This window comes from Thermofilum pendens Hrk 5, from assembly GCF_000015225.1.
In the GTDB taxonomy this organism is placed as follows: domain Archaea; phylum Thermoproteota; class Thermoprotei; order Thermofilales; family Thermofilaceae; genus Thermofilum; species Thermofilum pendens.
Genome location: NC_008698.1, coordinates 1173657 through 1197577 on the forward strand (window position 1 = coordinate 1173657; position 23921 = coordinate 1197577).

Here is a 23921-nt window from a genome sequence, read left to right on the forward strand (position 1 = left end):
GCGAAACCAGGAAAAAGGAAACAATGGAGATTTTACGCTAGCCCGAGCCCCTCAGCCCTCCGATATCCTCCTCCAGCTACCTCTCCAGCCCCCGTGCACGTCGTTAAGCCTGCTTTACGGGGACCTCGACCGCCGCCGCGAAGCCCTTCTCGACGAGCTCCCGGAGGTCCAGCCTCACCAGGTGCCTTTCGTCGCCTCCCCCCGCGTAGACCTCCCCGGCATCGAGTAGCCTCGAGTCGACGTAGACCTTGAGGCGCTTCCTGTGCCCGACCGGTGGAACCCCGCCGGGCTCGTACCCAGTCTCCTCTACTACCTCCTCCCTACGGGCTAGGCGGAGCCTCCTGTACCCGAGGAGCCTGGCGAGCCTCGACTGGTCTACCTTCAAGTCTGCCCTCACGACTACGAGCACCGTTTCGCCTCCATCGGACTTGAAGACTACGGTCTTGGCTATCCTGTCCAAGCCTACCCCGAGGCTCTCGGAGGCTTCAAGCGACGTGGCGGCGCGGGACACCTCGACTATCTCGAAGCGGAGGCCGGCAGACGAGAGAAACGACTCCAGGTCCTTCGCGCCGAGCACCGCGGTCACCGCTGCTACTCCTGGTACACCTTCACGTAGTCTACCTCGAGGAACGTCCTCGACCTGTTCTCCTGCGTCAAGTGCCTGTACACCTGCCCCGCGTCCCTGGGGTTGTAGCCGAACACGGCGTTGTCTATCCATATGTCCGCCCTCGCCCGGGACTCGTAGCCCTTGTTCGGCAACCTCGCCGCGAGCACGCCGTCCACATAGAACCTAACCTCCGAGGCTCCCCACTCCACCCTGTAGACATGCCACTGCGTTAAGTCGAGGTGCTGCATCGACGGCTTATGGGTATGCACGACGACGCCCGGTAAACCCCCGAGCAAGCGGGTGGCTACGCTGTAGGGTAGCAGCGAGCCCCTGTACACCTTTATAGGGGCGAAGTGGTTCCGGACCTGGGCGAAGAAGCCCTGGAACGGGTAAGGCCCCCTGCTCTGCAAGTGTATAAACCACATGGGCATGCACGTCTGGAAGACCATAGTGTGGTTCCAGAACCCCCAGCCAGCCGAGCCGTAGTGTAGCCCGCTCATCCTTATCTTCGCCTCGAAGACGGCGCGGCTCCACGGTAGCTCGTCGAACGCGCCGTCGGAGAGCTCAGCGTTGGAGTAGTAGAGCGCCTCCGTGGGCCCCATCCAGAGCCGTAGAACGCTGTTTCCGAGCTCGAACCCAGCGTAGTTGTCGACCCTGTACTTCCAGTACTCGCTCTTCTCGAGGAAGTCGTCGAAAACGAGCTTACTAGGTTTTCCCGCGACCATCAAGGTTGAAGAAAATTACTGGCTAAAACCTTTTCTATGATGGCTTGAAGATGAACGTTTTGGAAAGCTCTAAGGCTTTTTCCTGGGGACCTCTATGGCACGCGATACTCGCGTGCATCTTCATTTTTACCTCTTGCCAGGGTTCTCCGGCGGGAAACGCGGAAAACTTTGAGAAAGGTTAGAGGTCTCGGTTTTTAGGCTAGCCGGTAAGCCGAGCGTTCTCTGAAAGCCCGGTATAAATTCGAGCAAAGAAGTCTATCGCTTTCTGCTCGTGAAAAGATATTTAACTGCCCTCGTGTAGCTATACACGCTGTAGGTGGAGTACTTAGAGTATGTCATTTGAGGTTCAAGACCTCTACGACGTTATCAAGATCTCGATCCTGCTGGCGCTGGAGGACGACCCGAGGCTGAGGCTAGACGAGCTAGAGTCCAGGCTAAGGGAGCTCTACGGGAACGAAGTCGGCCTGGACCCCGCCGAGATTAGGAAGGCTCTCTCCGAGCTCTCCGGCGAGGGTTTAGTTGTTTGCAAGGACGGCGTCCTAGAGCTCACGGAGGCCGGTCTTAAGATAAGCGAGGACTGGAGGAACCTGTTGCTGAAGAGCGAGCCTGTGCTGGAAGTAGTGGCAGGGCTCACGGATGGTACCGTGACTGGCCTCATAACCGTAATCTCCTCCCACCTCGCCGGGCTCTCCTCGAAGCTCACGGTGTTCGCATCCCTCCTCGCCCTGACGTCCGTTGCTGTGACGAACTTCTCGAGCTTCTTCCTGGGCGGGGTCACGGAGGACCTCTCGGAGGTAGTGGCGCTGAGGAGGCTGATGGCGTACAGCCTGAGCGACCACCCGGACAAGAGGCAAGTCTCCAGATCACTCAAGCTCCTGGGCCGCCTCTACAGGGTGCTCTACAGGGAGATCCGGAGGGCAAACGTTCTCTCAGCCGCCCTCTCCGGTGTAGCCACGCTCGCCGCCGGCTTCGTACCCATAGCTCTCTACCTCGCGCTACCCCCGCCGTTCAACCTCCTGGCGTCCATCGCCGTGGTGAGCGCGGCTATCCTGGCGCTGGCGAAGTACCGCTCAAGCGCCGCGAGGACGCACTTCAAGAGGACGCTCGCCGAGACCCTGCTGGTGATACTGCTCGTCGTGCTCGTATCCCTGCTCCTAGGGCTCAACGCCTAGGCGCGGAACAGGCCCGGGGTAGCATAACGCCTGCCCTTCGCCTTCTTCGCCTCGTCCCACTCGTGGAGTATCTTCACAGCCTCGTTCGCGGTACGCACAGCAGCCTCCACGCCAGCGTTCTCTACGAGTTCGTCCTTAACCCTGTTTGCCACGACGGCCAGCACGGCGCCGCCGCGCGCCCCGTAGATCGAGGACAGCGTTAGGATGGTTGAAGCCTCCATCTCGAAGCTCAGCACCCCGGCCCTCTGGAGGTCCGGTATGAGGTCCTTCATCCAGCTCTGCTCGTAGCCCTTGAAGCCCGGCCTCGCCTGGCCCGTGTAGAAGGAGTCCGTTGAAGCCACTACCCCCACGTGGTACCTGGCGCCTACGCTCTCGGCCGCCTCTATCAGCGCCTCCACGACCTCGAAGTGCGCGATAGCCGGGTACTCCGCCCTCACGTACTGCTTCGTCGTCCCGTCGAGCCTAACGGCGCCCGCGACTATTATCACGTCGCCCACGTCGATGAAGGGCTGTATAGCCCCCGTCGTTCCTACGCGTATAAACGTCGACGCGCCCACCCTCAGCAACTCCTCCACTGCTATCGCCGCCGCGGGGCCGCCTATACCCGTGGAGGTAGCCGAGACCTCGACGCCCTTATACCTACCCGTGTGCGTCACGTACTCCCTGTGCCTCGCGACCTCCCTGTACTCGTCCCAGAAGCTGGAGATGTAGGGCACTCTCTCCGGGTCGCCCGGAAGGAGCACGGTCGGGGCGACGTCCCCCGGCCTGCACTTTATGTGGTACTGGAGCCCCCCGCTACCCGAAGGCTCCCGGGCGCGCACCTTCTCCCCAGTCACCGCCAACCCTCCGGTCCGGCGCGGGCCAGGCATATAAGCGTAGCGTCACGGATTTAACCCCCCGCGGCTAGGCTGTACGCGATGAAGGTAGCTTTCGGGGCGGACGATAACTACTCGATAGCGAGGTTCGTAGTAGAGGAGCTTAAGCGCAGGGGCCACGAGGTCGTGCTGGTAGGCTCCCCGCTGACGGGGAAGCCCTACCCCTGGCCAAAAGTGGCTGTGGAGGTTGCGGAGCTCGTTGCGAGCGGCAAGGTGGATACGGGGATAGTCATGTGCTACACCGGGACGGGGGTGAGCATAGCCGCGAACAAGGTCAAGGGAGTCAGGGCTGCTCTCTGCACCGACGCGAAGAACGCCAGGGGCGCGCGCCTGTGGAACGACGCCAACGTGCTCGCGCTAAGCGCGAGGCTCCTCTCGGAGGAGGTCGCGAAGGAGATACTCGACGAGTGGTTCTCGGTCGAGAAGCCGGACCCCAGCGAGCTGGAGAACATAGAGTTCGTGAAGAAGCTGGACCTCTCAAGGTGAGCCCAGGACCCTCCACAGCTCCTCCGCGGCTTCCCGGTCGACCTCCAGGAACCTCTCGAGCACGCGTAGCCTCTCGACCTTGCCCCCCGCCGCGAGGTAGACCCTGCCGCCCTCCACGGCTACTAGCTGGTAGACGACTCCGCGGAACTCGAGCTCGCCTACCCTCAGCTCCTCCGCGATCGCGTCGAGCAAGCCCCCCGTGTCTACGAAGCCCTTGAAGAACTCCTCGACCCTGCGCATAGCCCCCCTGACGCCGAGCATCCTCACCGCGAAGTAGTCGACAGCCTCGAAGGACGCGCCTAAAGGCCTCTCGCGCGGCTGCGGGGGCGGCGGGATCCCCCTAACTATACCTTCGTTGCAGTCCCGCGAGGGGACCAGGGGCGCCGCCACGGGCGGGTCACCCTCCTTGACTGCACCCTCCGGGATCCTCCGGGCCAGGAGTATCAGGGCCCGCCGCCCGCCCCGCGCCCCCGCGAAGCAGTCGAAGAGGTAGAGGTAGCCGGGCTCCCCGGCCCGGCGGAAAGCGGCGTAGGGGTACCAGGCCTTCCTGAGCCGCTCGACTCTCCTCAGAGCCTTGGCGGAGACGTCCACGTAGTACACTGGGACGGCACCTCTACGTGTCCACCCGCGAGACGAGCCCCGCGTACCCCGTGTGGAGCCTCGGGTGGTTCTCCTCGAAGGAGAAGCCCTCGGCGTTCAGCAGGAAGAGCTCGTCGGCGCGTACCCGTAGCCCCCTGCGCCCGGCCATAGCGAGGAAGTCCCCGGACGCCAGCGACGTGTAGCCGCTCCACGACTCCACGGGGAACTGGTCGTAGTGCGTCGTGCCGACAGCGGTGATCTCGCCGGCGCGGACCTCGTAGACGCGCATGTGGAGGTAGAGGTAGGCGTTGAACGTCGGGGAGTAGACCACGCCCTTTGTGCCCCTGTCGCCGAGCCAGGTGCCCGCCGGCCAGACCTGCATCTTCATCTCGTTGCCGTACGGTGTTCCACCGAAGAACAAGCCCCTAACCTCTCCGGCGCCCCCGAAGCCCGCGAAAACCAGGGAGACGGGCCAGTCGACGTTGTCCAGGCCTACCCTCTCGGACTGGAAGTCGTAGTTGTAGAATGACACGCCCCCGGCGGACAGCTTTGCAAGCCCGCACTTAGCCCTCGACCTGGCCTCCCGCGCCCTCTCGACGTGGGAGGAAACGTCGCGCGCCTCCCCGGGACGGCTAGCCCCGTGAAGCGCTCAACGATCCGCCCGCCCGGCTCAACCCCCACGAGCGCAGCGCCGCCAGCCGTTAGCACCTCGTATACCCTCAGGCTCCCCAGCTGGCCGTAGGAGTACTCGCCTACCAGGCGCGCCTCCCCAGCCTCCCCCCACAGCCTACCGGCAAACTCGAGCACCCTCGCGAGCTCCCCCGAGTCCGCCCGCAACCCCTCCCCACCTCCCAGGAGGGGGTCCAGCAGAACCACCCTCCCGCGCCCCCTGTCGTAGAAGACGTGGAGCCCGCCCGCCACTACGCGCGCGGAGTAGCTCGCCCCCCTCAGGAAGTCCGCGAACACTCCTTCGACCTCGACGCGGCCGGCTAGGCGGAGAAGCGCTACGCAGCCGGTGAAGCCCATCGAGCGCCAGGAGCCCGAGACCAGTAGCTCCCACTCGGCGTGCCCAATCACTCTTCCAAGCAGTGGGTCAGACCTCAGCGCCTCCTCCAGCCTCCCCGCCTCCCACCCGCAGTAGTCTACCTCGCTTCTCTCCTCGACGAGACTTGCATCCAACCCTACCGGCATAGCCTACTCCTCACGCTACGGGCAGCCATAAAGCTTTAACGTAGCATGCGTAGCCGTTCCCGGTAGAAGCTTCTCCGCGCGTTAGCTTTAACTGAAGCTTTTCGGATGCCGCGTGATAGCTTCATTAATAAATATAACGCGGAGTCTTTTTAGTTTATCCCTCCCGAAGCGAGCTCCACGTTTTCACGATAAACTAATATTCTTCGAGGCCCTCCCATTACTGTTGATTATTATTCAAAGCTTTAACTCCTGCTTTGACGGAATTCTTCATGTATTTCTTTCTCAATGTAAAGTAAAATGTTTATTAATGCTTAAAGACAGTTTAGGTTGTGCAACAGGCGCAGAAAAAGGGCTTGAGTAAGAGCGCGTTGTACGCCATTATAGCCGTTGCGTTGATTCTCGTAGTTGTAGCCGTCTACCTCTTGGCCCCGAAGGGTGCGGGACCAGCTGGCCCCGCCGCCGTGGCTAAGCCGTTCCACAAGCAGATTCTCTACGTGATCGTCAACGACGAGGGGACTAGGATAAACATGTACAAGACCGGTGTCTTCGACATCGCTGCCGTAACGCCGGCTAGGTGGCCCGACGTTAACAATACTCGTGTCGGGAACTTCACGCTCCACCTCGTGAGGAGGCCCGACAAGCCGCAGCTAACGATACAGTACATAGGGTTGAACCCGATGAAGGAGCCGCTGAACATACCGGAGGTCAGGCAGGCGCTGGCCTACGCGACGCCCTACGACGTGATACTGAAGCAGGTTTTCGGCGGGCTCTACGTTAGGCTCTACACGATCATCCCCAAGGGGATGTCCGGCTACACGGAGTTCGGTATAAACAAGTACGAGTACGACATGGCGAAGGCCCAGCAGATAATCAGCCAGCTGAAGGCTAAGGGCTTCGACCCGGGCAAGTACGTGATCACTATAATATACAACGAGGGCAACACGGCGCGCCAGCAGATAGCCACGCTCCTCCAGCAGTCGTGGAGCCAGCTCGGCTTCAAGGTTACCGTGGAGTCGTACTCCTGGCCCAAGTACCTCGACCTCGTCGACCACTTCCAGTACCAGGTGATGTTGCTCGGGTGGATACCCGACTACTTCGACCCCGACGACTACCTCATGCCGTTCGTCTGGGGAGGCGCCGAGTTCAAGGACATAGAGGTACACTCGAACGTCGCGCCGGGAGACGTCGGTAAGTACCTCGCGAACGTCAACATGACCGTCGAGACAGAGAAGTTCATCGTAGTAGCGGGAGAGAAGGGCACAGGCGCCACCTACAAGGGACCGACGAACAAGCCGATAATAACAGTCGGCTACGTCGTAGACTGGGACACGACGAAGTCTAACTGGGCGGAGCCCGTGAACATGGTTACCCTCGGCACCGGGGGGTTGAAGGACGTTGCTCTCAGCGCGCTGTGCAAGGCGGCCCAGAGGATAATCGACCCGACGGTTAGAGAGGCCGTCATGCAGGCCGCCGTCATCTACTTCAACAAGCAGGCAACCATGCTGATACTCGGGCAACAGATAACGGGCGAGAACTACGGATCGTGGGTTCACGGCATGTACTACCCGCTCGCAACTTTCGCGAGGTACGACCTCGTCTGGGAGGACCCCAACGCCCCGGTTGTCGACACGGGCGTTCTCAACATTAAGAACAGCCCCGAGACGATGGTTATCGGCGATATAGGCTGGCCGGACACCTTCGACCCCGCCAAGTCCTACGAGAGCTTCGGCTGGGAGATCTTCTGGCACATATACGGAAAGCTTGTCACGATGTGGAAGGAGGACACGGAGCCCATACCGGAGCTCTCCGTGGCCTGGGCGTTCAGCAAGGACATGACGGACCTCTACTTCGTGATGAGGGGCAACGTGAAGGCCTACGATCCGTGGAACAACAAGACGTACCCCATAACCGCCGTGGACGCCTTGTTCAGCATCTGGCGCGCCGTTAGGCTGAACCTGCCCGGAGGACCCCAGTGGATGATCGATAGCTACATAGACGTCAACGCCTCGAGCGTGCTCACGGAGAGCGAGCTAGACAGCATCGCCAAGTCCCAGGGCCTCGTAACAGTGTACAAGGGCAAGTCGGCGGAAGTCCACAGCCTCAAGGAGCTACTCGACTTCTTCGGCTACTCGGGCCCCACAGCCGGGGTCGTGAAGTTCAAGCTACGCTTCCCGTACGTGCCGATACTGCAGATATTCGTGACGGGCGTAGGCTCGATAATACCGATGCAGTACGCGCTCGGAGACAAGTACCAGGCCGCCCTCGCCGACTCCAATAACGGCAGGAACCCCGCGGCGTGGGCTAAGTACGTCGGTGTCGGCGATACCGACGCGACGTTCAAGCTACTGTCGACGAAGCCTGTATCCACGGGGCCGTACTACGTTGCGGACTACAAGGAGGACAGCTACATACTCCTCAAGTACAACCCCTACTACTGGAACGCCACGCTCTGGCAGGAGCTGTATGGCTTCAAACCATAAGTTTTTTTTTTTAAATTTCCCGTTTTTCTCTCGGGTGAAGGTGGATGGGTCTAGCTAGCTATCTGGTGAGGAGGCTTGCAACGTTTCTCCCGAGCGTCCTCGGGGCGCTCCTCATAACCTACCTCATAGCCTACGTTATCCCCACGGACCCCGTGAGGGCGTGGGTAGGGGAGAAGCTCATGGACCCCTCGACCCTAGAGAGGCTGAGGAAGGAGTACAAGTTCGACGCGCCGTGGTACGAGCAGTTCGCCTTCCTGGTCGAGAAGCTCCTAACGGGCACGCTCGTAGACCCCACCAGGGGTATCCCCGTCGTCCAGCAGGTGGCGCAGAGGTTCCCGATAACCGTCGAGCTGGCTATATTCGGCATGCTGTTCACAGTGGCTATAGGCATACCGCTGGGGATACTGGCAGCGGCGAAGAAGGACAGCTTCGTGGACTTCTTCGTAAGGGTATTCGCGCTCTTCGGGAGCTCCATGCCGGCCTTCGTGCTCTACTACTTCCTGATACTGGCGTTCTACGTCTACGTGAGAGCCTCGCTACTAGCCGGGGTTCCCTCCCTGTCTCCAGCGTGCGCCGCCAGCCTGGACTCCGTCAGGAACGCGGTTCCCCTCCTGGGCTACGTCGTGTGGGCGGTAGGCCAGGTCCCGATGTTCGGCGGTCTCATGTGCGGGGATCTGGGGGTTGTCTCTGCGACGTTCGTTAGGATGTGGCTTCCGGGGTTGGCGCTGGGGCTCCTCTCCGGCGGCTTCATAGCGAGGATAGTTAGGAACAGCTTGCTCGACGCGCTGAGTTCGGACGCGATCCTCTTTGCAAGGGCAAGGGGCCTTACGAGCGGCAGGATATGGCGGCACGCCTTGAAGAACGCGTTCGCGCCTATAGTCACGATTCTCGGCCTCAACTTCGCCGGCCTGCTCACGGGCGCCGTGATAGCGGAGACTGTCTTCAATATCCCCGGCATGGGGCTCTACATGTACCAGGGGATCACGAGGCTGAACTTCCCGATAATAATCGCCGGGACGTTCATATTCTCGGTGATATACATCGTGATGAACCTCCTGGTAGACCTCGTCTACGCGCTGATAGACCCGCGCGTCAGGTACTAGGGGTGGTAAGCGTGAACGTCGTCTACGCCCTGGGTAGCAGGCTTATAGACGCCTACGCCAGGCTCAGGGATAGGCTCTCGCCCGGCTGGCTCGAGAAAAACAAGTCCAAGCTCGTAGAGACGAAGCTCTCGCTGTACGTCTTCTCGTCCTCCAAGATAGGCTTGACGGGGCTCGCTCTCGTCACGGTCACGCTCTTCCTGGCGATCTTCGGCCCCTTCATAGCGTGGGAGCCCTACGACGTGTACCCAGTGCTCTCGAACCCGGACCTCGCCGGCAAGCTACCCCACCCCCCGTGCCTCGGTAACTGCGAGGGGTTGCCGCCCGCGGGTACGGACCAGTACGGGAGAGACGTGCTCAGCCTGGTGATCAGGGGCTTCCGGATATCCCTCGTGATGAGCGTGATAATCGTCGTTACCAGCGCCGTGCTGGGAGTAGTCCTCGGGCTCGTCTCCGGCTACTTCGGAGGAGCGGTAGACGAGGCCATAATGAGGTTTACCGACATGATGCTCGCCTTCCCGGGCCTAATACTCGCGATAGCCTTCAGCCTAACGTTGAGGCTCTCCCTGAGGGACTTCATGATGTCCAACCCCGCGTTCACAGGGCTCGTCGCATCCATGTTCGCGCTGGACCCCAGGGACGCGCCCAACCTGGCGAACCTCCTCTCGGTGTTCCTGGCGCTCATACTCGTCTGGTGGCCGCCGTACGCGAGGGTAGTTAGGGGCTCCGTGCTGACAGTCAAGGAGCAGGGGTTCATAGAGGCGGCGAGGGCTCTCGGGCTGTCGACGCGGAAGGTGCTCTTCAGGCACGTCCTCCCCAACATCATGTCCCCGCTCCTCGTCATGGTAACCTTCGACTTCGCGACAGCCACTCTGAGCTCAGCGGCTCTCTCCTTCCTGGGGCTCGGCCCCCAGCCGCCCGTACCGGACCTGGGGCTGATAATATCCCAGGCGGGGCAGTTCTTCCCGGAGAGGAGCTGGTGGATAGTCGTGGAGGCGGGGACCGCCCTGCTACTCATATCCCTCGGGTGGAACCTCGTGGGGGACGCGCTCAGGGACGTCTTCGACCCGAAGACGAGGCGCTCCATAGAGCTTAAGGCGAAGATAGAGGTGAGACCATGAGCGCGTTGGAGGACAGGCAGGTGCTCTCGGCTAGGGGCGTAACCGTCAGGTTCTACACGTACGCCGGCGTCGTCCACGCGGTCACGGACGCCTACCTCGACGTCTACGAGGGCGAGAGCGTAGCCCTGGTGGGCGAGACGGGTAGCGGTAAGTCCGTGTTCACGAAGGCGCTTACAGGCCTCATAGACCCCCCGGGGCGCATAGAGTCCGGGAGCGTTCTCTTCAGGAGGCGGGACGGCAGGGTGGTCGACCTGCTGAAGCTTTCCCCGGAGGAGGTCCGGGAGATAAGGGGCGACGAGATATCCTACGTGTTCCAGGACCCTTCGAGCGCGCTCGACCCCCTCTACACGGCGGGGGACCACATAGCCGAGACTATAACGGAGCACAGAGGCGTCCCCAAGGGGGACGCGCTCAGGGAGGCCGTCTCCCTCCTAAGGGACGTCATGATCCCGAACCCGGAGGTCAGGGTGAAGAACTACCCGCACGAGCTGAGCGGCGGGATGAGGCAGAGGGTAGTCATAGCCACCGCTATTGCGAACAAGCCGCGCCTACTCATAGCGGACGAGCCCACGACAAACCTCGACGTGACTGTCCAGGCCCAGATACTCGACCTCCTGAAGGACCTCAGGTCCAAGTACGGTATGAGCCTGCTACTCATAACCCACAACCTGGGCGTCGTCGCCGAGACGGCGGACAGGGTCTACGTCATGTACGGCGGGAGGATAGCGGAGACGGCGGACGTGTACACGGTGTTCGAGTCGCCGGCACACCCCTACACGCAGCTCCTCCTCCGCTCCGTCCCGAACCCGCTGAAAAAGATCGAGCGCCTCGAGTCGATCCCGGGGACTGTCCCCAACCTGATAGACATGAAGCCGGGGTGCCCGTTCGCTCCGAGGTGCCCCTTCGCCATGGAGGTTTGCAGCAGGGAGGACCCCCCGCGGGTAGACCTGGGTGGGGGGCACGTCGTCCACTGCTGGTTGCACGCTAAGAGGTGATGGGAGTGTCCGAGCTGGTAGTGGTTAGGGACCTCAAGAAGTACTTCAAGGTTAGGGGTAGCTTCTCCAAAACGGTCAAGGCCGTCGACGGGGTTTCCTTCGAGATAAGGGAGGGCGAGACTCTCGGGCTCGTTGGGGAGAGCGGGTGCGGCAAGTCCACGCTGGGGAGGGTCGTGATCAGGCTCCTCGAGCCTACCGGTGGGAAGGTTTTCTTCAAGGGGCAGGACGTAGCCGCTCTGAAGGGCGAGAAGCTGAAGCAGTTCAGGAGGCAGGCCCAGATAGTGTTCCAGGACCCCAACACATCGCTGAACCCTAGGATGACCATACTGGAGATCCTGAGCGAGCCTCTCTACGAGCACAATATACCCGTCGACGACCCCGAGGACTTCATAACCAAGCAACTGGAAAGCGTGGGGCTGGGGCGGGAGCACCTCTACCGCTACCCCCACGAGCTCAGCGGTGGGCAGAAGCAAAGGGTAGCCATACTGAGGGCGCTCCTCCTCAACCCGAGCTTCGTAGTGCTTGACGAGCCGACGTCGTCGCTCGACGTCTCCGTCCAGGCACAGATACTCAACATGCTCAAGGACTTCCAGGCGCAGAGGAAGCTCTCCTACCTCTTCATCTCCCACGACATAGGCGTCGTGAAGTACATGAGCCAAAGGATAGCCGTGATGTACCTAGGCAAGATCGTCGAGCTAGGACCCTCGGACGCCGTCTTCGAGAACCCCCTCCACCCCTACACGAAGTTCCTGCTAAGCGCGGTCCCCGTGCCCGACCCCAAGTACGCGAGGGCGAGGAAAAGGCTGGCAATACCGGGCGAGCCGCCATCGCCTATAAACGTGCCGCCCGGCTGCAGGTTCCACCCCAGGTGCCCCTACGCGACGGAGAAGTGCAGGACAGGCGAGCCGCCCGTAGTCGAGGCAGAGCCCGGGCACTTCGTCGCGTGCTGGCTGTACAGCAAGGGCTAGCGCCCCTTAGTCACTACACTGTTACTCCCCGGCGTCGCCGGTTAACAGTGTTTTCTCTTTCGATGATTGCAGGCTTTGATGCTGTAAACCTTTGTTTATTCAGAGAGGGTGAGGAGTTTAGTCTAGCTTAGCTGTTCTCGTAGCCTCCAGCCCTCTTCTTACTTTTCGACACAGAGTCCTCTGAGCCTCTGTGTAGAGGTACGTAATAATAACAACTAATGTTCCCTTAGTGTTTAGACACACATATTAGAGTGGAATTCATCGGTAAGAGGGGAGCATGGACGTAGTTATTGTAGCGGCAGGCGAGGCTTCGAGGCTTAGGCCTTACTCCGAGGAAATGCCGAAAACACTCATGGAACTGAGGCCCGGCCTTCCTATAATCGACTTCATACTGAAAAGGGTTATGGCTCTCTCTCCTAGGAAGGTGGTGGTTGTTACGAGAAGGACGTGGAAGGATATTCTCGCCTCGCATCTCGCCGGCTTAGCCGAAGTCGTTACAGTAGACCTCGAGGGCGGGTTTGGGAACCTCTACAGCGTGTACACGGCGCTCACAAGAGTCGGGGACGAGTTCCTGATATTGATGTCTGACCACATATTCGAGGAGGAAGTACTGATGAGGCTTGCAGAACACGCGAGCAAAGCGTCGTTTACCGTTTGTCTCGACAGGAATCCCTCCCGCTCCGAGGCTGTGGAAGGTTTGAAAGTTATAATCGAAGGAGGACTGGTTAGGGACGCTGGCAAAGATGCGGCGCCCCGGTACGGGATCGATACAGGGGCGATAATGGCGCGCGGGAGAGCCAAAGAGTTTATCGAGGAAGTGATCAGACAGAAAGGTCCAGGGGCATCTATTGCCGACGTGCTGAGATTCGCCGCCTCTAAGGGAGAGGAGGTCGACTACGTAGACGTTACGGGGCTTTTATGGAAAGATATCGACACCCCCGAGGACCTCGTTAAGGCTAGGAAACTCGTCGAGAAGGTGGAGCTCAGGGAGCTAGCGAAGAGGACTGGGGATCCCCTCTCGCGAGCTCTTTTGAAACCCCTAACGACGAGGCTTTCGATGCTCGCCTTAAAGAACTCTCTGCTGAAACCCGCCATGCTTACTAGCTGGGCTTCGGCGTTTTTAGCATCGTGGGCTCTGCTTCTCCCACAGGTGGAGAGCAACGCGCTTCTAATGTTTCCCCTATTAGCCGTGCACGTAGTAGCGAGCGAACTTCTACGCGAGCTAGCAGTGCTAGCATCGTGGGACGTCACGGCGATATCGCAGGTAGATTTCCTCGCTACACTACCCTTAGCGGCTTTTGTCTCAAGGCTTGCCGATACATGGCCTTTGTCTGTGCTTGCGGGGGCTGGGATACTTTTCACTTCGCTTGCCGGGCTCCCCAGAATGGCAAGCGCGGAGGGTTACTCAGGGTTACTGGTCTCCAAGCTTCTCGCTACTATCGTGCTTTCGCTCTCTCTTTTCGTGGGTGGGGCGATCTACGGGGTAGCCTTTTGCGCACTAATGCCCTGGTTGCACATAGCTTTAAGGCTTAAGCCGCGTAGATCTGGGCTTGCCAGAGGGAAAGAGCCTTCCCATGTACCCATCCCCGCGGTTCGTGTTGACGAGATCGCCGAGAAAATCGAGTCCCTTGTAACGAATGTGGTGAAGCTAGCGGTGGTTCTAGCTGTGCTTACGATGCTCTCCCCCCTCTCATCGGACGTCCTCTTCCAAGTCGATGAATATTCGCTACGCGTGGGGACTCTTCTAACGGTCGCGCAGTTAACCGCCGTTGTGTACTATGGCTATAAGATCCTGGAACCTCTCTTTAGCCTGCTAGACGCCCTGGCGACAAGACTCGTCGAGAAACTCGGGGTAACAAGGTACACTGCTAGGCGTATACTGGTAGAGTCCGTGTACTTGGTGCTAATAGTGCTTACATGGTTCCTCCTCCCCAGCCTCAAGAACATACCCGGTATTGGCGGTGTGCTCTACAGGGTTCTAACGATAGTTATCGTCGCGCTTTTTGCCCTTATCTCCTACGACTTGGTGAGGCTTCTCTTCAGGGTATTCGAGGACACGCTTAAGCGCATAGTACACGCTATAGCCCGTTTTGTCTCCGGGTGAGCATGTCAATGAAGGGCGTTGTAATGTTCACGGAGGAGGATCGTTGTTGCTATGAGCTAAAGCTGTGCGGCGTACCGGTCTACCTCCGCGTAATAGCTGCGCTCATCCAGGGGGGCGTAAGGGAGATAGTCTGCGTGAATGCCCCGAGCCGCGTAAAATCGGCGTTAGGCGACGGGAGAGAGCTGAACGCCAGGGTAACGTACTTGGATTCAGCGGCGCGGGTCGAGGGTTTGGGAGACGCTGTCCTGCTAGAGGCATCGACTATTATCGACGTAGCACTGGTGCGGGCGGCTAGTACGTTTAAAGAGGACACGGTGGTGCTCGACGAGAAGAGTGGAGGAAAGGTGTGGGTACTGCGGAAAGCCAGCGCGAGGCTAGAGGGTAAAAGTGCTGGTGAACTACCGGTAATACTAGGCGAGCTCGAGAAGTCTTCGCTCAAACGGGTAAGCGTCCGAGAAATAGCCTTTATGGATCCTGAGCTCAAGCGTGAAGTGGAGCCTCTTTGCGTTAAGATCCGTGACCCCCTGGACGCACGCGAAGTAAAAAAGTTGCTGGTCAAAAGGGCTGGTAAAAGGTTGCACATAACCTCGCGGGTGAACACCGTAATTGAGGACAGGGTAGTCGAAATGCTATGCGAGCACAGCTGGGTAACGCCTAACAGGGTTACACTCCTCGTAGACTTACTAGCGTTTATGGTAGCATTCTTTATACTGCAGGCGAGCTTGCCCCTGGCGCTCGTAGCGGCGTACCTCGTAGGAGTTCTGGACGGGGTAGACGGGAAGCTGGCAAGGGTCAGGTTTCCCTCAAAGGTGGGTAGCCTCGAGCACTCGTTCGACGCGCTATACGAGCAGACCTGGTATGCTTTCCTCGCCTGGAGGTTGTTCGTAGACACGGGATCTCACCTACCCCTTATGCTCGGCTTTGCCTTTCTCGTCGTGGACACCTTCGTCCGGCACGTGTACATGCAGTTTAAAATGACGATGGGTATACCCCTTACGGCTTACTCCAGATTCGACAGGGCTTTTGCCGCCATCGACGGTAGGCGGAACGTTTATCTCATTTACTTCCTCGTCTCCTCGCTTCTCGGACAACCGCTCTGCGGTCTGCTAGCGGCGCTTGCACACGCGCTTATAACGGCTACGTTCTACTCGCTGAGAGCGTTAAAACATGCAAGGAACGTCGACAAAGCGTCAGGCCTCTCGCGCCTCTTAGAACTGAGTAAAAGCACTAGGAAAGACTAAGGTATCGACACAAGCATCTAGCCGTCGTGGGAGGGCTTAGAGCCGGCCCTAGGTACTGTCATCCCCGTGAAGCGGGCAGCCTCTGCTACCAGCATCCTGAGGGCGTGGTAGAGCAACTGGTCCCTTACGAGTACTTTCTCCCCCCTCATGGCTCTCGCTAAGAGCCCTTCTCCCGCCACGTTGAGTACCACCACGTCGAAAGGTAGGCCGGTCTCCCTTTCGAGAACCCTGCCCAGGAGCTCAGAGTACTCGGCCGCCTCATATAGGTCCACGCTCCTAGCGAGGTAAACGGCGAGGTCTACGTCCCTCGCGAACCCCCCTCTGACGAAGCTCCCGAATATCAGGGCCAGGGCTACCTCTTCTCTAGGTTCGAGGACCTTCCTCACTTTACCCTTCACGGCCTCCCTAAGCTCCTCCGTCACCCTGAAGGGTCTCCTACCCTTCAACAAACCTTCTGACACTTTTCACCGCCTCCTCCACAGTTTTCACACCGCTTTTACGGGCCTCCTCTAAAATCTTCTCGTCGCTCACCTCCCAGTACCTATGAACCAAGAGGTTCCTGAGCCTAGCCAGCCTTACGAGCTCCTCGCCCACAGCCGGATCTACGATCCCTGCTCTCGCTAGAAAGCTCATAGCCTCCACGTAGCCCTCTACGACTGTTCCGCGGAGCTCGGCCAGCCTTGACGCTATGACTGCCAGCCCCTCCACTACTTGTATCACCGCGTACCTGAGGGCGAAAGCGTCGGCTAGGTCCCGTACACCCCTCTCGGCGCACAGCCTTAGAACTCCCAACGCCTGCTCGACCTCGTAGAGAACCTTCCTCACCAGCGCCTTGTCCTCGGCGCTTAATTCGCCGCTCGACACCGTCTCCCTAACTGCATACCCGGTAGATAAGCCTTGCCGCGCGCGAGCGCGAGGCTTAAAGCCTTAGCCACGCATCTTCCATGTAGCGATGTGGAGGATAAGCCTCTACAGGAAGCTCTGGAGCTCCGAGAAGGAGTGCAAGGTCTGCGGTAAAAAGTCCATGCTGGTATCGGAGGCTATCGGGGTGTGCGCCGAGTGCTTGAGGAGCGACCCCGGGGCGGTGGAGGTAGCCCTGGAGGGCCACAGGAAGGAGAGGGCCTCTCTAGGCTTGCCGCCCGACCCTCCGAGGGATCCTCGGGGCACTCCGTGCGGCCTGTGCAACCTGGGCTGCAGGATACCCGAGGGCGGGCTGGGCTACTGCGGGCTCGTGAAGAACGAGGGCGGGAGGATTGTCCACCTCTCGGGGCAACCCGGGAGCGGCGTGCTCGAGTACTACTACGACCCCCACCCGACGAACTGCGTAGCATTCTGGTTCTGCCCCGGCGCCACGGGGGCCGGCTACCCCAGGTACGCGGTTAGGCCTGGTTGCGAGGAGGGGTACGTGAACCTGGCCGTCTTCTACGGCGCCTGCAACCACAACTGCGCGTTCTGCCAGAACTGGTTCTACAGGAGGAACGCCGTCTCCAGGTCCCCGAGGGTCAGCGTCGAAGAGCTACTCGAGGCCGCGCTAGACCCCAGGGTTACCTGCGTCTGCTTCTTCGGCGGCGACCCCGCCCCCCAAGTACTGCACGCGCTCGCCTTCACCAGGGAGTTGCTCGAGAGGGCTAGGGGCAGGATTATGAGGGTTTGCTGGGAGTCCAACGGGCACTTCAGCCCTAAGATTCTCCCGAGGGTCATCGAAGCCTCCCTGAGGAGCGGCGGCACCGTCAAGTTCGACTTGAAGGCGTGGAGCCCGGGCATATACAGGGCTCTAACAGGCGTCGAGCAGGGCTCCCTGCTGGACAACGCCGGGAGGGTCGCCGAGGCCGCCAAGGAGAGGCCGGAGGTACCGCTGTTCACCGCCAGCACGCTCCTAGTCCCCGGCTACGTGGACGAGGAGGAGGTAAGGGCTATCGCGCGCTTCCTCGCATCCCTCTCCCCCGACATCCCGTACACCCTGCTCGCCTTCCACCCCGACCACAGGATGCTCGACCTACCCCCGACGAGCAGGAGGCACGCCGAGGAAGCCGCGAGGGTTGCCAGGGAGGAGGGGTTGCTGAGGGTGAGGATCGGGAACCCGTGGTTGCTCGGCGACTACTACTAGAGCCTCTGAAACTACACCGTGCTCTTCATCGTCATCAGCTACGTAGCATTCCCTGGTAGCTTGATGGAGGTTCGATGGGTTAAGTTAACAGTTAGCTAAAAATACCGGGCAGGTCTTGGTATTGTCGGTGGTTGGATGCCCAAGAAGAAGTCGGAGAGCGCCGGGGAGGCGGGCAAGAAGAGGGGTTGCGGTAGCCGGAGAAAGGCCTCCAAGGAGGAGGGCGCCTCCCAGTAGCATTGGGTAAATAAAGTTTTTTCTTTTTCTCGGTTAGGCGGATCTACCCGTTAGTGTGAGCATGCCTCTGATGAAGTACTTGCTCATGAAGAGGAATACTACTAGCGGTGGGAGCGAGCCTATGAGGGCGGCGGCGAACATCTCGTTGTAGATCGTTCCCGCCTGTCCCACGTAGCTGAAGATTTTCAGGGTGACGAACTTCTCGTATCCTCTCGTCATGGAGAGCGGGATGAAGAGGTTGTTCCACATGTTTATCAGTAGGAATATCAGCGTGGAGACGAAGCCCGGCCCGAGGAGCGGTAGCGCGACTCTCCAGTAAATAGTCGGCAGGCCTGCGCCGTCCACGAGGGAGGCCTCTATGGGCTCTCTGGGCATAGCGTTGGAGAATATGAACATCAGGAGAGTCGCCATGGGAGTGTAGTACACGAGGAGCACTAGGAAGAGCCCTTGGGAGGTATCGTAGAGGGGTATACCCGTGGCTACCTCCACCTGCCTGATCACGGAGACTAGCGGGACTATTATCGCCTGGTAGGGAATGTAGGTAGTCAGGGCGATTACCACTGGTAGCCAGTCCGCTACCTTGCCGCCGTACAGCCTTATCGCGAAGGCTGAGAGCGAGCCGAGGAGCGTCGCGGCGAACGCCGCTGGGAGCACTATGAGCCCCGTCAGGGCTATAGTCGAGGAGAACTTCTCGAGCGCCGCAACCACGTTCCCGAAGTCTGGCTGGGAGGGTGGCTGGAGTACGGGCGTTCCCATCGCGTCGGCCAGGTTTTTGAGCGAGCCGGCCACCAAGGCGTAGAGCGGTATCGCCCAGAGGGCTCCCAGCAGTAGGAGCAGTACTGCCGCCGCGTACTCGGCCTTCACCTTACCACCCCGAGGATCCACTTCCTCAGGCCGTAGGTAGAGTAGGGTATTGCTATCGACGCCGAGAGGGCTATGAGGAATATGCAGGCGGCTGCCGAGAGGTTGAAGACCATGTACGCGAACTTGTTGTAGAGGTACATTACCAGGGTGGAGGTGAACGGGTTTATGTAGAGGACGGAGTACGGCAGGTCGAACATCTGTAGCGCGAAGAGCGTGGAGAATACGACCCCGAGTATCAGCCCAAGCTTCGACGCGGGTATCACTATCTTAACCATAACGGTCAGCATGTCGGCACCGTCTACGAGCGCAGCCTCTATAGCGCTCGCCGGGACGTTGTAGAACGCGGCGAGGTACATCAGCGCTACGAAGCCGGAGTACACCCAGAGGGATACCAGGACGAGGCTCCAGAAAGCGTTGTTCCCGCTGAGCCACTCTACCCTGGGAAAGCCCAGCGGCGCTAGGACGGCGTTAAAGCCCTTCACGGAGTCGAAGAGCCACCGCCATATCACCCCGCTCGCGACCAAGGGCACCGCCATTGGGTAGATGAAGTAGGATGTAAGCACGGATCTAAGCTTGCTGCTCCTCAGCTGGAAGATAGAGCTGGCTATAACCAGGCCCAGCACGTTGCCGCCGAGGACCAGTAGCAAGGCCCAGGCCAGGGTTCTCACGAGAGCGTTCACGAAGTCCGGGTCCGAGAAGAGCTGGGCGTACGTGTTCAGCCCGACGAACTCTAGCACTGGGCGGTAGATCGAGTACGAGGTGAGCGATAGCCAGAAGTTCCAGCCCACCCCGTAGTAGATTACGGCGACGAATACCAGGAGGGGGCTGAGGAATACTAGGAGCTCGCGAGTTTTAATCAGCCTGAGAGGCATCCTAGGATCACCACAAAAGAGGATCAAAAAATAAAAACATTTTTTGGTTTTCTACTTCTTTGCCCAGGGCGGGAGGTAGCCGGCGAACGGCTTCTCGGGGGTTCCCAGGAAGAGCCCGCTCTGCTCCCAGAGCTGTCTCTCGAGCTTAATCGCGTCGCTGACGGTCGAGTACCACATCGAGGTCTGCTTTGTCTGCGCTAGGAGCACTGCGCCGCTCAGAAGCTTGCTCCAGACGTCGGAGAACAGGGCACCGTGCGTGATGCTGAATACCTGCGACTTGGAAGCCGCGTACTGGCTTACCTCCCACTTCTGTATCGAGGTCGGGTATATGTCGGTCGGTAGGTCCGCGTAGCACGCTATCGAGCCTTTAAGCGGGTTGAATATCTTCTGACCGTCCCTCGAGGCGAAGAACTTGGCGAACTGGACTCCGAGGTCCTGGGCGGGACCCTTGGGCACGGCTACGGCGTCGATGACCATGTTGTAGATGCCCTGCGTGCCCGGGAACGGCGCCACTATGATGTTGCAGTCAGGGGTAATGGCGTCTATGGGGCACATCTTCACGTTCGGGTAGACGTTGTAGATAAGCCCGACAGCCCAGTCCCCGTCCACGTGGAAGGCTCCCATGCCCTTTACCACCCTGTCTACCGCGGAGGTCCAGTCGAGGGCCATCCAGTCCGGCGGGAACGTGTCAACGTAGCCGAGGAATATCTGGGTGGCCTGGGTTATGCTGGGGTCGTTGGGGTCGAGGGTCCCGTACATGAACTTTATGAACTTATCGGGTCCCGCCACGGCGAGGAATATCTGCTCCCAGAGGTGTAGCACCGTGAACTGGTCCGCTCCTGCCTGCACGAGGCACGGTACTCCCGCCGCCTTGAGCTTGCTGCAAGCGGCGTTCAGCTCGTCGATCGTGGTCGGAGGCTTTACGCCGTACTTGTCGAGTACCTGCTTGTTCATGAAGATCAGGTTAGCCCTGTGGAGGTTCACTGGGAGCGTGTAGAGGCGCCCGCTCAGCATGCACACCTGCCCGGGAGGAGTCGCCGTGAGGCCTATCTCCTGCCCGACGGAGGTCAGGTCGACGAAGTCGTCTTTTCCGTGTGGCGCCGCCATGAAGTAGCTAATCATCTCGGGCCCGCAGTGTACCTGGAAGGCCTCCGGGGGCTTCCCGGCCATTATCAGCGCTATGATGGCGTACTTAGCGTTTACCCCCGCGCCTCCGGGTACCGCCGTCTTTTCAACAGCAACCCCCGTATTCTTCGTGAAGTTGCCGATAAGCGCGTCTATGGCGAACCTCTCGAGCCCGGCCCACCACGTGTAGAACGTTATCTTCGAGGGCTTAGTGGGGGCGGCTGGAGGCTTGTAGAGCAGGAACGCCGCGGCGACGAGGACCACTATGACTACCAGGATTCCGGCGATTAGAAGCGGCGAAACTTTCTTCTTGGTTGCCTGCTGGCTCACGTGTTGTAATAACTGAACAGCTTATATAAATTCTTTACGCAAAACAGACATTTTATAATCATTCAATGAGGACAGGTTATGTTTTATATATCGTGCCACGTGTATGTGGGTTGTGCGGTCGGAGCCTGGAGTTGTGGATAGGGAGGCTTACTGCCTCCGCAACGGCAGGCTGGAGAGGTGTGTCGACAGGGTGGTCGTGGAGAGGGCTTACGCGGTGTACGTGAACGGGTCAAGGCTCGTGTCGCTTTCCTGCTCGCCGGGCATGGAGGAGGAGCTGGCGCTGGGCTTCCTCGCTGGGCTCGGCTTCTCGCCGTCCCGGGGCTACTCCGTCTCAGTGGAGGGCGGGAGGGTGGAGGTTCGCGGCGAGCTGGAGAGGGCTCCGTGGAGGAGGGGGTGGGGGAAGTTTCCCGCCGAGGTTGTGGTGAGGGCTGTGGAGAGGCTCGCGGAGCTTGGAGAGGGCTTCAGGGCTACAGGCGCCCTTCACGGGGCGCTCTGCTTCACGCCCGGGGGAGAGGTTGTGGGCTTCGTCGAGGATGTGAGTAGGCACTGCGCGGTCGACAAGTGCTTAGGGCTCGCCGTTAAGAGGGGGCTGGACCTCGGCTCGCTGGGCTTCGCGGTTACGTGTAGGCTTACGGGTAGCGTGGTGGAGAAGTTCGTCTCAGCGTCCGTGCCCCTCGTAGCCTCTAAGGCGGCGGTCACCCTCCAGGGGGTGCTGGCGGCGGAGAGGGGCGGGGTAACGCTAGTGGGCTTCGCGAGGGGTGGCAGGTTCAACGTCTACACCTACCCTAAGAGAATAGCGCTAAGTTAATAGGGCACCCCTCCCTCGTAGGGCGTGTCTTCGATAAGGTTCGGCGAGGTAGTCTCGGGGAGGCTTTCGGACCACTTCTACTGCTGGGTTAGGAAGCCCCTCGACAAGGGCGAGGTCTTCGCCCCCGACGACCCCTCGAAGTACTGGGTCTACTCCCTCGAGGAAGAGGAGTACACGCGCTTCAAGAACAGCTTCATAAAGCGGCCGAAGGGCGTCTTGACGCTGTCCCTGAGGAGCAGGAAGACGTTCAGGTACGGCTTCTTCCAGCTCGCCGCGGCCCTACCCTCGTGGGGCAGGGGGTCCCCGATGCTGTGGTTTGGCTTCGAGAACGAGGACCTCTTCGGCGGCGGTGTCGCGCACTTCCTCTTCTCGGAGGACGAGCTCTATGCCTTTGCCGGCGCATGGGGGTCTAGCGTGCTTCAGCTGAGGCTACCCGTCGACGTGGGGGAGCTGAAGAGGGGTAGCCACGTTTTCACGGTGAGGGTCTACGAGGGCCTAGCTGTGTGGAGCGTGGATTCCGAGGTGAAGGGGGTAGCGGTGCTCGCCGACACCGGCCAGCCCGTCGTCGCCTACGAGGGGGCGCCCTACTCGGCCGGGGTGACTGGGAGGAGCCCCCCGCCGAGCATGGGCGTGCTCATCGACATCGACGGGGGCCCCGGCGACGAGGACTGGGTGTGGTGGAACGTGAACCCCTGGCACTTGAGGGTCGCCGAGGGAGGGCCGAGGCCTTTCATGGCGCTCAGGCTCTACGAGTGGGGCACCGGGAGGCAGTGGGAGGGCTTCAGGGCCTCCGGGAGGCTCGTGTCGCAACCGGTCCCCACGCTCGGGCGGAGCGTAACCCTGACCCTCGCCCCGGCGAACGGGATGCTGAGAGTGGAGGCTCTCACGCTTTCGAACAGGTGGGTCACAGTCTACGAGCGGAGGGTGCAGGGGGTTGCCAGGGTGTACCTCGACGGGGGCGACTTGTTCTCGAGGTTTGTCTACGAGCCCGAAGGAGAGCAGGCGATAAGCGTCGCGGAAGTCACGGTAACGTAGACAACCTCGCGCGAAGTTTTTTATACTCTGGCGGGGGCAGTTGGAGTTGTGAAGAGCGGTGTAACCGCGTTCGCGCTACTCGCCCTGCTCGCGGCGACCCAGCTCGCGCTCGCCCAGCCCCTGGAGGTTCTCTACGTACTGCCGGGCGGCCTGGTACAGGGCTACGTCGTCTTCACGGTTCCGGGGACGGGCTTCGCCGAGTTCAAGCTTCCCGGCTCGGTCGAATCCCTCGGGGTCACGGGTACGGGCTCCTCGCCCCCCGTCTTCAACCTCAGCGGCGGCGTTCTCTCGGTGCTCGCAGACCCGGGCTCCACTGTCAACGCGTCCTTCGTGTCCAGGCTTCCGCGCGACTCCGTCACCACGCTGAGCGTGCCGGCCGAGAACCAGTCCCTCAAGGTCTACGTGAGTAGCGAGTACGTCGTGCTAGGCGTATCCCCCACGCCGACAACCATAGCCTACACGCAGGGCTACGTGCTCCTAGGCTTCGACGTGCTCGCGGAGGACCTCCAGGTTGTACTCGTCGAGACGGGTTCCGCGCAGGCTGGGCAGGGAGCCCCCGCCGCGCAGCAAGGCGGTGCCCCTCAGTTGCAGCAGCTCCTGCCCTACGCCGTGCTCGTAGCGGTTGCCGTCGCCGCGGTGTTGCTGGCGCTGAGGCTGAAGAGGAGGGGGGAGGGGGGCGTGGTGCTAGAGGAGGACGAGGCGATACTGGACTTCCTGAGGCGTAGCGGGGGGAGGGCTTACCTCAAGGAGATCAGGGAAGCCCTGGGAATCCCCTCGACTACGCTCCTGAGGAGGGTTAGGAGGCTCGAGAAGGCAGGCTACCTCAGGCTCGAGAAGACCCCCGGAGGGCTCCTAGTGATACTCAAGAAATAAATACCTTGGCCGGCTATTCTATCTGGGTG

24 protein-coding genes are annotated in these 23921 nt (G+C 60.3%); 13 read left to right on the forward strand and 11 right to left on the reverse strand.

Going from position 1 to position 23921, the window contains the following annotated elements; translation table 11 throughout:
• Positions 1-103: 103 nt before the first annotated feature.
• Together TPEN_RS06345 and TPEN_RS06350 are read right to left on the reverse strand one after the other, a co-directional pair.
• Positions 104-577 (reverse strand): YbaK/EbsC family protein, encoded by a 474-nt coding sequence (locus TPEN_RS06345; protein WP_187146316.1) that lies wholly within the window; start codon positions 575-577, stop codon positions 104-106.
• A 14-nt stretch (positions 578-591) separates the two neighbouring features.
• The gene (locus tag TPEN_RS06350) at positions 592-1332 is read right to left on the reverse strand and encodes a LamG domain-containing protein (RefSeq protein WP_011752901.1); all 741 of its coding nucleotides are present in this window, start codon (positions 1330-1332) and stop codon (positions 592-594) included.
• Between the two features lie 332 nt (positions 1333-1664).
• Between TPEN_RS06350 and TPEN_RS06355 the strand changes: the two genes are divergently transcribed.
• Positions 1665-2504 carry a hypothetical protein gene (locus tag TPEN_RS06355; RefSeq protein ID WP_011752902.1) on the forward strand — a complete coding sequence of 280 codons (840 nt, stop codon included), beginning with the start codon at positions 1665-1667 and terminating at the stop codon, positions 2502-2504.
• Here the strand turns inward: TPEN_RS06355 and udp are convergent.
• Positions 2501-3373, reverse strand: a complete 873-nt coding sequence (gene udp, locus TPEN_RS06360; protein ID WP_011752903.1) for a uridine phosphorylase — start codon at positions 3371-3373, stop codon at positions 2501-2503. The genes TPEN_RS06355 and udp overlap by 4 nt on opposite strands.
• Before the next feature lie 48 nt (positions 3374-3421).
• On the opposite strand from udp, the gene TPEN_RS06365 reads away from it, so the two are divergent.
• Positions 3422-3865, forward strand: coding sequence for an RpiB/LacA/LacB family sugar-phosphate isomerase (locus tag TPEN_RS06365; protein ID WP_011752904.1), 444 nt, complete (start codon positions 3422-3424; stop codon positions 3863-3865).
• Here the strand turns inward: TPEN_RS06365 and TPEN_RS06370 are convergent.
• The 3 genes from TPEN_RS06370 to TPEN_RS06380 are packed head-to-tail and all read right to left on the reverse strand — an operon-like array spanning position 3857 to position 5635.
• A complete protein-coding gene (locus TPEN_RS06370) occupies positions 3857-4465 on the reverse strand; it encodes a hypothetical protein (protein ID WP_011752905.1) in 609 nt (202 codons plus the stop codon). The genes TPEN_RS06365 and TPEN_RS06370 overlap by 9 nt on opposite strands.
• A 13-nt stretch (positions 4466-4478) precedes the next feature.
• Positions 4479-4976 (reverse strand): hypothetical protein, encoded by a 498-nt coding sequence (locus TPEN_RS06375; protein WP_011752906.1) that lies wholly within the window; start codon positions 4974-4976, stop codon positions 4479-4481.
• Entirely contained in the window at positions 4937-5635 is a 699-nt protein-coding gene (locus tag TPEN_RS06380) for a hypothetical protein (RefSeq protein ID WP_011752907.1), read from the reverse strand. Before TPEN_RS06380 ends, TPEN_RS06375 begins: the two co-directional genes overlap by 40 nt.
• Before the next feature lie 329 nt (positions 5636-5964).
• Here TPEN_RS06380 and TPEN_RS06385 point away from each other — a divergent pair, with 329 nt between their 5' ends.
• The 7 genes from TPEN_RS06385 to TPEN_RS06415 all read left to right on the forward strand — a co-directional run bounded on the left by TPEN_RS06385 (position 5965) and on the right by TPEN_RS06415 (position 15644).
• Entirely contained in the window at positions 5965-8115 is a 2151-nt protein-coding gene (locus tag TPEN_RS06385; RefSeq protein WP_011752908.1) for an ABC transporter substrate-binding protein, read from the forward strand.
• Between the two features lie 44 nt (positions 8116-8159).
• Positions 8160-9218: an ABC transporter permease gene (locus TPEN_RS06390; protein ID WP_011752909.1), complete on the forward strand. Its 1059-nt coding sequence runs from the start codon at positions 8160-8162 to the stop codon at positions 9216-9218.
• Between the two features lie 11 nt (positions 9219-9229).
• Entirely contained in the window at positions 9230-10336 is a 1107-nt protein-coding gene (locus TPEN_RS06395) for an ABC transporter permease (RefSeq protein WP_052885398.1), read from the forward strand.
• Positions 10333-11331, forward strand: a complete 999-nt coding sequence (locus TPEN_RS06400) for an ABC transporter ATP-binding protein (protein ID WP_011752911.1) — start codon at positions 10333-10335, stop codon at positions 11329-11331. Before TPEN_RS06395 ends, TPEN_RS06400 begins: the two co-directional genes overlap by 4 nt.
• Entirely contained in the window at positions 11331-12299 is a 969-nt protein-coding gene (locus tag TPEN_RS06405; protein WP_052885228.1) for an ABC transporter ATP-binding protein, read from the forward strand. The genes TPEN_RS06400 and TPEN_RS06405 overlap by 1 nt, the downstream gene beginning before the upstream one ends.
• Positions 12300-12576: 277 nt before the next feature.
• Positions 12577-14403 carry a phosphocholine cytidylyltransferase family protein gene (locus TPEN_RS06410; protein WP_011752913.1) on the forward strand — a complete coding sequence of 609 codons (1827 nt, stop codon included), beginning with the start codon at positions 12577-12579 and terminating at the stop codon, positions 14401-14403.
• Between the two features lie 8 nt (positions 14404-14411).
• Positions 14412-15644 carry a hypothetical protein gene (locus TPEN_RS06415; protein WP_011752914.1) on the forward strand — a complete coding sequence of 411 codons (1233 nt, stop codon included), beginning with the start codon at positions 14412-14414 and terminating at the stop codon, positions 15642-15644.
• Between the two features lie 17 nt (positions 15645-15661).
• On the opposite strand, the gene TPEN_RS06420 is transcribed toward TPEN_RS06415, so the two are convergent.
• Positions 15662-16105, reverse strand: a complete 444-nt coding sequence (locus TPEN_RS06420) for a nucleotidyltransferase domain-containing protein (protein ID WP_011752915.1) — start codon at positions 16103-16105, stop codon at positions 15662-15664.
• Positions 16080-16508, reverse strand: coding sequence for a DUF86 domain-containing protein (locus TPEN_RS06425; RefSeq protein WP_011752916.1), 429 nt, complete (start codon positions 16506-16508; stop codon positions 16080-16082). The genes TPEN_RS06420 and TPEN_RS06425 overlap by 26 nt, the downstream gene beginning before the upstream one ends.
• 88 nt (positions 16509-16596) lie before the next feature.
• Between TPEN_RS06425 and TPEN_RS06430 the strand changes: the two genes are divergently transcribed.
• A complete protein-coding gene (locus TPEN_RS06430; protein WP_011752917.1) occupies positions 16597-17751 on the forward strand; it encodes a radical SAM protein in 1155 nt (384 codons plus the stop codon).
• Positions 17752-18018: 267 nt separating this feature from the next.
• Here the strand turns inward: TPEN_RS06430 and TPEN_RS06435 are convergent, their stop codons facing one another.
• Genes TPEN_RS06435 through TPEN_RS06445 form a run of 3 tightly spaced genes read right to left on the reverse strand, consistent with a single transcriptional unit; the run spans position 18019 to position 21176 of the window.
• A complete protein-coding gene (locus tag TPEN_RS06435) occupies positions 18019-18849 on the reverse strand; it encodes a carbohydrate ABC transporter permease (RefSeq protein ID WP_011752918.1) in 831 nt (276 codons plus the stop codon).
• Entirely contained in the window at positions 18846-19721 is an 876-nt protein-coding gene (locus TPEN_RS06440; RefSeq protein ID WP_011752919.1) for a carbohydrate ABC transporter permease, read from the reverse strand. Before TPEN_RS06440 ends, TPEN_RS06435 begins: the two co-directional genes overlap by 4 nt.
• 51 nt (positions 19722-19772) lie before the next feature.
• The gene (locus TPEN_RS06445; protein ID WP_011752920.1) at positions 19773-21176 is read right to left on the reverse strand and encodes an ABC transporter substrate-binding protein; all 1404 of its coding nucleotides are present in this window, start codon (positions 21174-21176) and stop codon (positions 19773-19775) included.
• Positions 21177-21279: 103 nt separating this feature from the next.
• Here TPEN_RS06445 and TPEN_RS06450 point away from each other — a divergent pair, with 103 nt between their 5' ends.
• From TPEN_RS06450 to TPEN_RS06460, 3 genes are read left to right on the forward strand one after another with little or no spacing between them, the layout of a single operon-like run.
• Positions 21280-21984 carry a formate dehydrogenase accessory sulfurtransferase FdhD gene (locus tag TPEN_RS06450; protein ID WP_148677992.1) on the forward strand — a complete coding sequence of 235 codons (705 nt, stop codon included), beginning with the start codon at positions 21280-21282 and terminating at the stop codon, positions 21982-21984.
• Between the two features lie 24 nt (positions 21985-22008).
• Entirely contained in the window at positions 22009-23019 is a 1011-nt protein-coding gene (locus TPEN_RS06455) for a hypothetical protein (RefSeq protein WP_011752922.1), read from the forward strand.
• Between the two features lie 48 nt (positions 23020-23067).
• A complete protein-coding gene (locus TPEN_RS06460; RefSeq protein ID WP_011752923.1) occupies positions 23068-23892 on the forward strand; it encodes a helix-turn-helix transcriptional regulator in 825 nt (274 codons plus the stop codon).
• Positions 23893-23921: the final 29 nt, after the last annotated feature.